Here is a 7,701-nt window from a genome sequence, read left to right as displayed (position 1 = left end):
GGACTGGGCGGCCCTGTTCGCCGGGTCCGGGGCCCGTAGGGTGCCGCTGCCCACGTACGCCTTCCAGCACCGGCACTACTGGCTGGAGCCCGCCAGGACACCGACGCGGGCCGAGACCGCGGACAGCTCCCTGTGGGCGGCCATCGAGGACGGGGACGCGCGGTCCCTGGCGCGGGATCTCGAGGTGGACGCGGCGGCCCTCGGCACGGTGCTGCCCGCGCTGGCCTCCTGGCGCCGCCGCAGCCGGGAGGACTCCCTCACCGACGCGTGGCGGTACCGGGTCGGCTGGACCCGGGTGGCCGCGGTCACCCCGCGGCTGTCGGGCCGGTGGCTGGTGCTGGTCCCGGCCGTACGGGCCGGTTCGGCGCGGGTACGCGCGGTGCTGGACGGGCTGACCGCGCGGGGCGCCGAGGTGGTGGCCGCCGAGGTCTCCGAAACCAGCCGGGAGGCGCTCGGCGACCAGGTCAAATCGGCGGACGGCGGTGCCGGGGTGGTGTCCCTGCTCTCGTGGGACGACCGCGCCGACACCGAGTACGGCACGGTGTCCGTCGGCACCGCGGCCACGCTGGCGGCGGCACAGGCGCTGCGCGACCACGGGGTCACCGCACCGCTGTGGTGTGTCACCAGTGGCGGGGTCGCGGTGGCCGGTGAGGCGGCCGACCCGGTGCAGTCGGCCGTGTGGGGATTCGGTGCCGTGCTCGGGCTCGACCACCCGGACACCTTCGGCGGTCTGATCGACCTTCCGGCTCAAGGGGACGGTGGGGACGAGGAGTTGCCGGACGGGCTGTTCGCCGCACTGTCCTCCCCGGAAGGAGAGGACCAGCTCGCGGTGCGCGCCGACGGGCTCTTCGCCCGCCGGATGCTGCGGGACCGGGACGGTTCGGGCAACGCCTGGAAGCCGCGTGGCACCGTGCTGGTCACGGGCGGCACCGGCGGGCTCGGTTCACATGTGGCGCGGTGGCTCGCCGCGAGCGGGGCGGACCATGTGGTGCTGCTCAGCAGGCAGGGCGGTGCCGCGCCGGGTGCGGCCGAACTGGAGGCGGAGCTGGCAGATGTGCGGGTCACGGTCGCCGCGGCTGATGTGACCGACCGGGACGCGGTGGCCGCGGTGCTGGCGGAGGCGGAGCGGACACATCCGCTGACCGCGGTGGTGCACACCGCCGGTGCCGGGCTGCCCCCGGCTCCGGTCACCGAGGTGACCGCCGGGGAGTTCGCCACGGTGACGGGGGCCAAGGCGCGTGGCGCGCTGGTGCTTGACGAGCTCGTCGGGGACCGGGAGCTGGACGCGTTCGTGTTGTTCTCCTCCGGCGCCGGTGTCTGGGGCAGTGGCGGCCAGGCCCCGTACGCGGCGGGCAACGCCTTCCTGGACGGGCTGGCGCAGCGCCGCCGCGCCCGGGGGCTCGCGGCCACTTCGGTGGCGTGGGGCGGCTGGGGCGGCGGTCTCGGCATGATCGACGCCGACGGCGGCGACCAGTGGCGCCGTATCGGGATCCTGCCGATGGACCCGGCGCCCGCGCTGCGTGCGATGGCGCGTGCCGTGGGCGGTGGTCCGCCGAATGTGATCGTCGCCGATATCGACTGGGCGCGGTTCGTGCCCGGATACACGATGGCCCGGGAGCGGCCGCTGCTGCGGCAGTTGCCCGAGGTCGCCGAGGTCCTGGCGGCGGACACGCCGGACGGCGGCGCGTCGCGGCGCGAGGTGCTCCTGGGCAGCCTGGCCGAGCTGACCGGCCCGGAGCAGGAGGCGTTCCTGACCGACCTGGTGCGGCGCGAGGCGGCGGCCGTGCTCGGGCATGCCGACGGTGACGCGGTGCAGCCGGAGCGCGCGTTCAAGGACACCGGGTTCGACTCGCTGACCGCGGTGGAGCTGCGCAACCGGATCAACGCGGCCACCGGGCTCCAGCTCTCCCCCACGGTGGTGTTCGACTATCCGAAACCCACCACGCTGGCGCGGAAGCTCCGTACGGAGCTGCTGCCCACCGCGGACGGGACCGTGGACGGCATCGGGGACGGCATCGGGGACGGGCTCCCCAACGGGTTCGCGAACGGCGGGGCCGCCGACGCGGAGGGCCGTGAGCGGGAGATCCGGCGGGTGCTGGCCTCGGTCCCGTTGCGCCGCTTCCACGAACTCGGAGTGCTGGACGCGCTGGTGCGCCTCGCGGACTCCACGGCGGGTGAGCCGGGCGAGTTGAGTGGCCTGACCGACCTGAGCACCGCCGCCGAGGCGGAGCACACCGCGATCGCGGACCTGGACGCCGACGAACTGGTGAGCCGGGCGATGCGCGGCACGACCTTCGGAAACGACTGACGCCGCGGTTGCGGAGAGGAGCACACATGGCTGCGTCCCGGGAAGACCTGGTCAAGGCGCTGCGTACCTCGCTGATGGACGTCGAGCGGCTGCGGCGGGAGAACGACCGGCTGATCGCCGAGTCCACCGAACCCGTGGCGATCGTGGCGATGGCGTGCCGGTTGCCGGGCGGGGTGACCGACCCGGAGTCGCTGTGGGAGCTGGTGGCGGAGGGACGGGACGCGATCGGCCCGTTCCCCACGGATCGCGGCTGGGACCTGGAGACCCTCTTCGACTCCGATCCGGACGCGGTGGGCAAGTCCTATGTGCGCGAGGCGGGATTCCTGGAGGGCGCGGGCGGCTTCGACGCCGCGTTCTTCGGCATCTCCCCGCGCGAGGCCCTGTCGCTGGACCCGCAGCAGCGGCTGCTGCTGGAGACCGCGTGGGAGACGTTCGAGCGGGCGGGGATGGATCCGCGGTCGGTGGAGGGCCGGGACATCGCGGTGTTCGCCGGGGGCAGCGGCCAGGGGTACGGCGGCGGTCCGGGTGACGCGCCCAAGGGGCTGGAGGGCTATCTGGGGGTCGGCGCTTCCGGGAGTGTCATCTCCGGACGTGTGTCGTACACGCTCGGGCTGACCGGGCCCGCCGTGACCGTGGACACCGCGTGCTCCTCCTCGCTCGTGGCCACCCATCTCGCCGTGCAGGCCCTGCGGTCCGGCGAATGCTCCCTGGCGCTGGCCGGTGGTGTCGCCGTCATGGGCCAGCCCACCGCCTTCGTGGAGTTCTCCCGCCAGCGCGGCCTGGCGCCCGACGGGCGCTGCAAGTCGTTCGGCGCGGGCGCGGACGGCACCACCTGGTCCGAGGGTGTCGGGCTCGTGTTGCTGGAGCGGCTGTCCGACGCCCGCCGCAACGGCCACGACGTCCTGGCCGTCATCCGGGGCACCGCGGTCAACCAGGACGGGGCGAGCAACGGCCTCACCGCCCCCAACGGCCCTTCCCAGGAACGGGTGATCCGCCAGGCGCTGTCCAACGCCGGGCTGACGGTGGCCGATGTGGACGCGGTCGAGGCACACGGCACCGGCACCGCCCTCGGCGACCCCATCGAGGCCCAGGCGGTCCTCGCCACGTACGGCCGGAACCGCCCGGAGGGCCGGCCGCTGTGGCTGGGGTCGTTGAAGTCCAACATCGGCCACGCTCAGGCCGCCGCCGGGATCGCCAGTGTCATCAAGACGGTCATGGCGTTGCGGCACGGCCGGCTGCCGAAGACCCTCCACGCCGAAGAGCCCACCTCCAAGGTGAACTGGGCCACGGGCGCGGTGTCCCTGCTCACCGAGGGGCGGGCGTGGCCGGAGACGGGACACCCGCGCCGCGCGGGCATCTCCTCCTTCGGCGTCAGCGGAACGAACGCGCATGTCATCCTCGAGCAGGCCCCGGACGAGAACACCGCCGAGCGGCCGGAGGAGTCCGCCGAGCCCGGTCCGGCCGCCACCGGTCATGTCGTGCCGTGGGTGCTCTCGGGCCACACCGAGGCGGCGCTGCGGGCCCAGGCCGCCCGGCTGCTGACCCATGTGCGGAAGGCGGACGCCGTTGGCGCGCGGGACGTGGGCTGGTCGCTGGCCACCACCCGGACCCTCCACGACCACCGCGCGGTCGTGCTGTGCGCCGATGCCGAGGAGGCCGTCGCGGGCCTGGAGGCGGTGGCCTCGGGCGCGTCCGTCCGGTCGGCGGTCACCGGGTCCGTGGCATCCGGGAAGGTCGCGGTGCTGTTCACCGGCCAGGGCAGCCAGCGCGCCGGAATGGGCCGGGAACTGCACGGCCACTACCCGGTGTTCGCGCGGGCCTTCGACGACGTATGCGCCCAGTTCGGCGACCTGCGCACGGGAGACGGGGACGAGGGCGGGGACGACACGGTGTCGCTCGCCGAGGTGGTGTTCGCCGAGGAGGGGTCGGCGAGGGCCGCGCTGCTGGACCGGACCGAGTTCACCCAGCCCGCGCTGTTCGCGCTGGAGGTGGCGCTGTTCCGGCTCGTGGAGTCGTGGGGGGTGCGTCCCGCGTATGTGCTGGGCCACTCGATCGGCGAGGTGGTCGCGGCCCATGTGGCCGGGGTGCTGTCCCTGCCGGATGCCTGCACACTGGTGCGGGCGCGCGGGCGGCTGATGCAGCGACTCGACGCGACCGGGGCGATGGTCGCGGTGGAGGCGGCCGAGGACGAGGTCATCCCCCTGCTCACGGGGAAGGAGCACCGGGCCTCCATCGCCGCGGTCAACGGCCCGACCTCCGTGGTCGTCTCCGGGGACGAGGACGTGGTCACGGCGGTGGCGGAGACGCTGGCGCGGCAGGGCCGCAAGACCAAGCGGCTCGTGGTCTCGCACGCGTTCCACTCCCCCCACATGGACGGGATGCTGGACGCGTTCCGCGAGGTGGTGTCCCGGCTGACCTACGCGCCGCCCCGAGTGCCCGTGGTGTCGAACCTGACGGGCGGGGTGGCGGATCCCGAGGAGCTGCGCACCCCGGAGTACTGGGTGCGGCATGTGCGGGGCGCGGTGCGGTTCCTCGACGGTGTCCGCGCGCTCGCCGACGCGGGCGTACGCACCCATCTGGAACTCGGCCCGGACGGGGTGCTGACCGCGATGGGCCAGGACTGCCTGCCGGATGCGGATACGGACGCGGACACGGATACGGACGCGGATGCGGATGCGCGGACGCGGGCGGGTGCGGTGGCGGACGGGGCGTTCGTACCGTCCCTGCGTCCGGGCGTCCCGGAGGTCCAGGCGGTGCTGGCCGGGCTCGCCGGTCTGTGCGTACGCGGGGTGCCGGTGGACTGGGACGCGTTGTTCGCCGGGTCCGGCGCCCGGCGCGTCGCCCTTCCGACGTACGCCTTCCAGCATGAGCACTACTGGCTGGAGCGGGCCACCGGGTCCGGCGATGTGGGCGCGGTGGGCCTCGGGGAGGCGGGCCACCCGCTGCTGGGCGCCGTGGTGCAGCTGCCGGAGACCGGCGGTGTGCAGCTCAGTGGGCGGCTGTCGGTGCGGGCCCAGCCGTGGCTGGGCGAACACGTCATCTCCGGGGCGGTGTTGGTGCCCGGCACGGCCATGGTGGAGCTGGCGGTGCGCGCCGGGGACGAGACCGGCACCCCGGCACTGGAGGAACTGGTGATCGGGCAGCCGATGACGCTGCCCGCCGACACCGCCCTGAGTGTGCAGGTCGTCGTGGGCGCGGACGAGGGCGGACGGCGCACGGTGCGGATCTACTCGCGCGCCGACGGCGGCACGGACTGGACCGAGCACGCCACCGGCACCCTCACCGCGCGGGTCCCGGCACCGCAGGACGGGCCGGTCGGCGAGTGGCCACCCGCCGAAGCCGAGCCGATCCCGGTGGCGGACTTCTACCGCTCGCTCGTGGACGCCGGTTACGCGTACGGACCGGCGTTCCGCGGACTCGTCGCCGCGTGGCGCCGGGACGGTGAGATCTTCGGCGATGTGGCGCTGCCGGAGGCGTACGCCACGGAGGCCGAACGGTTCGGCATTCACCCGGCGTTGCTGGACGCCGCGCTGCACGCGGGCAGCTTCTGCCTGCCCTCCGACCCGGCCCGACAGGTGACCCTGCTGCCGTTCGCCTGGAACAACGTGCGTCTGCACGCGGGTGGTGCGACCGCGGTCCGGGTGCATGTCCGCCCGGTCGGCGACGACGCCTTCGCGGTACGGCTGACCGACGGCTCGGGCCGGACGGTGGCCTCCGTGGACTCGCTCACCCTGCGGGCGGTGGACCCGGCCCAGCTGGAGAGCGGCAAAGCCGATGACGCGCTGTGGACGGTCCGCTGGAGCGAACACGCCTTGCCGGAGTTGCCGGAGGGCGGCGGCGCCTCCTGGGCGCCGTTCGGCGCGGCGGAGGGCGACGAAACCACCCTTCCCGACGTCCTCGTGGCCGATACGCGCGCGTGGGCCGGCGACCCCACCGAGCCGCTGCCCGTACGGGTCCGTCAGCTCACCGGCCGCCTGCTGGCGGAGATCCAGCGGTGGGTCGGTGACGACGCGCCGGCCGGGACGCGGCTGGCCGTGGTCACCCGCGGGGCGGTCGCCGTGCACGGGGACGCCGAGGTCACCGACCCGGCCGCCACCGCGGTCTGGGGCCTGGTCCGCTCGGCCCAGGCCGAACATCCGGGGCGACTGGCCCTGGTGGACACCGACAGCACCTATGAGGAGCTCTCCGAGCTGCCCGCCGGTGTGTGGTCCGGGTCCGGGGACGAGCCTCAGCTGGCGGTGCGCGGTGGCGCGGTGTGGGTGCCGCGCCTGGCCCGGGTCGAGCCCGGCCTGCGGGTGCCCGCGGAGCCGTCGTGGCATCTGGACTCGCCCGAGTACGGCACCCTGGACAACCTCGCGCTGCTGCCCGACGAGGCCGGAACCGCGCCGCTGGAGGCCGGTCAGGTGCGGATCGAGGTCCGCGCCGCCGGGCTCAACTTCCGCGATGTGCTGGTGACTCTCGGCATGTATCCGGGCCGGTCGGTGATCGGCACCGAGGGCGCGGGCGTGGTGACCGAGGTGGGCCCTGGCGTCGGGGATCTGGCCGTGGGCGACCGGGTGATGGGCCTGTTCTCCGGCTCGTTCGGCCCGCTGGCCACCGCCGACGCGCGCACGGTGATCCGGATGCCGGAGGGCTGGTCGTTCGGTACGGCGGCCGGGGTACCGGTGGCCTATCTGACGGCGCTGTACGCGCTGCAGGACCTCGGGAACGTCCAGCCGGGCGAGACGGTGCTGGTGCACGCCGCCGCGGGCGGGGTGGGCATGGCCGCCGTCCAGCTCGCACAGCACCTCGGCGCCACCGTCCTGGGCACCGCCCACCCCTCCAAGCACCATGCCCTGCACCGGCTCGGCATTCCCGCCGAACGGCTCGCCTCCAGCCGCGACCTCGCCTACGCCGACGCCTTCTCCACCGCCGACGTCGTCCTCAACTCCCTCACCGGCGAGCACATCGACGCCTCCCTCGGACTCCTCCGCCCCGGCGGCCGGTTCCTGGAGATGGGGAAGACCGATCTGCGGGACCCCGATGAGGTCGGGGCGCGGCATGCAGGGGTCACCTACCGGGCGTTCGACCTCGGTGGCGAGGCTCCCGCGGAGCGGGTGCGGGAGTTGCTCGCGGAGCTGGTGGAGCTGTTCGAGACGGGCCGGATCGAGCCGCTGCCCGTACGGCACTGGGACATCACCCGTGCCCCCGAGGCGTTCCGGTGGATGAGCCAGGGCCGTCACACCGGCAAGATCGTGCTCACCCTCCCCCGCACCCTGAACCCCGACGGCACGGTGCTGGTCACCGGCGGCACCGGAACCCTCGGCGCCACCATCGCCCGCCACCTGGTCAGCCGGCACGGCATACGCCATCTGCTGCTGCTCAGCCGCCGGGGACCGGATGCCCCCGGCGCC

2 protein-coding genes are annotated in these 7,701 nt (G+C 74.4%); both read left to right on the top strand.

The window, feature by feature from the left end; all coding sequences use genetic code 11:
* On the top strand, positions 1-2,308 hold a 2,308-nt coding region (locus tag NP777_RS46300; protein ID WP_256656226.1), incomplete at its 5' end, for an SDR family NAD(P)-dependent oxidoreductase.
* Positions 2,309-2,334: 26 nt separating this feature from the next.
* On the top strand, positions 2,335-7,701 hold a 5,367-nt coding region (locus tag NP777_RS46295), incomplete at its 3' end, for a type I polyketide synthase (protein WP_256656225.1).

It is taken from the genome of Streptomyces rugosispiralis (assembly GCF_024505145.1).
Lineage (GTDB): Bacteria > Actinomycetota > Actinomycetes > Streptomycetales > Streptomycetaceae > Streptomyces > Streptomyces rugosispiralis.
This window is presented reverse-complemented; position numbering and strand designations above follow the sequence as displayed.